A 1333-nucleotide genomic window follows, 5' to 3' on the forward strand; every position below is an offset into this window, starting at 1 on the left:
ACGACAGGCAAGACAGATTTCGTCAGGCGCGTCGTTTCGGCCCACGCTCCCGATGCCGTCTTCCTCACCCGAGACTGAGACCACCGCCATGACCGCGCATATCCGCCCTGCCGCCCTCTCCGACGCCGAAGGCTACAATCGCGCGCTCGATATCGTGGCGCGCGAACGCCAGTACCTCCGGCTCGTCGAGGCGCCCCCGATACCGTCCTCGCGCGCCTTCGTCGCCGGCAATATCGAAAACGGCAACCCGCATTATGTTGCCCTCGTCGACGACGAGGTGGTCGGCTGGTGCGACATCTGCCGCGATGGTTCAATAGGCTCCGGCCATGTCGGTTCGCTCGGCATGGGCATTGTCGCGAGCCACCGCGGCCGCGGCATTGGCCGGGCGCTCATTGAAGCAGCGCTCGCCGAGGCCAGCGAGACCTTCCGCCGCGTCGAACTCGACGTCTATGCCTCCAACATCCCCGCCATCGCCCTCTACGAAAAAGTCGGCTTCGCGCATGAAGGCCGCCGCATCGATGCCATCCACATCAACGGGGCCTATCAGGATATTCTCATGATGGGGCTGCTGTTTGTTCCATCCACGCCTGAGTTACGAGGCTAGCGCGATGAGCCAACACGTTCGACCGGAGACGACCAGATTCGGACTGGGGCTGGCTCAGGGAGCCGTGGAACTCGTGCCGCACAATCCCGAATGGCGTCGAGCGTTCGAACTGGAGGCTGACACTATTCGCGCAGCGTTGGGGGATGTGTTGATCGACATAGAGCACATCGGCAGCACATCTATTCCTGACATCAGGTCAAAACCCATTCTCGATCTCATGATCGGCATAGGAAATCTGGCCGCAGGCCCATCGCTTGAGCCACGGATGGCCGCCATCGGCTACGATTTCGCGCCGAACGCCGGGGTCCCGAACGATCATGTCTTCGGCAAGGGCGTCGCGCGAACGCATCTGGCGCATGTAGTCGAGTTCGATGGCCCGACATGGCGCCGCAATCTCGTGTTCCGCGATCGCCTTCGCGCAAGCACCGGGCTCGCCCAACAATATGACACGCTGAAGGAAGAGCTTGCCGTGCGGTTCTCAAACGACCGCGCTTCATACACAAGCGCGAAGAAGTCTTTCATCAACCAGGTCGTGGCTGGTCGATGACCAGGCGATGGGTCAGGAAAACCCCGCCTGCGCCAGCACTTTCCTGAACAGCGTCGGCAGCGCCTCGCCCTTCAGCGCGGCGGGCGGGCTCCACCAGCCGTTCGCAAAACTCTCCGGCGGCACCGGCGCGGACCACACTTCCAGCTCCAGCCGGAAGTGGGTGAAGACATGCACCACCTGCC

3 protein-coding genes are annotated in these 1333 nt (G+C 62.7%); 2 read left to right on the forward strand and 1 reads right to left on the reverse strand.

Annotation, left to right across the window (positions count from 1 at the left end; translation table 11 throughout):
* Window positions 1–88 precede the first annotated feature (88 nt).
* Complete coding sequence (locus J0I64_RS08245; protein WP_291407110.1) at window positions 89–604, forward strand: GNAT family protein; 516 nt, start codon at window positions 89–91, stop codon at window positions 602–604.
* A gap of 4 nt (window positions 605–608) precedes the next feature.
* A complete protein-coding gene (locus J0I64_RS08250) occupies window positions 609–1151 on the forward strand; it encodes a GrpB family protein (RefSeq protein WP_291407111.1) in 543 nt (180 codons plus the stop codon).
* Window positions 1152–1163: 12 nt separating this feature from the next.
* Here J0I64_RS08250 and J0I64_RS22620 read toward each other — a convergent pair whose 3' ends face one another.
* Window positions 1164–1328, reverse strand: a complete 165-nt coding sequence (locus tag J0I64_RS22620; RefSeq protein ID WP_366933725.1) for an NUDIX domain-containing protein — start codon at window positions 1326–1328, stop codon at window positions 1164–1166.
* Window positions 1329–1333: the final 5 nt, after the last annotated feature.

Source organism: Devosia sp. (assembly GCF_017307565.1).
In the GTDB taxonomy this organism is placed as follows: Bacteria; Pseudomonadota; Alphaproteobacteria; order Rhizobiales; family Devosiaceae; genus Devosia.

What these genes read in the sequence shown, in the direction of transcription:
- J0I64_RS08245 (WP_291407110.1), top strand. Translation starts at nt 89, where the DNA reads ATGACCGCGCATATCCGCCCTGCCGCCCTCTCCGACGCCGAAGGCTAC.
- J0I64_RS08250 (WP_291407111.1), top strand. Translation starts at nt 609, where the DNA reads ATGAGCCAACACGTTCGACCGGAGACGACCAGATTCGGACTGGGGCTG.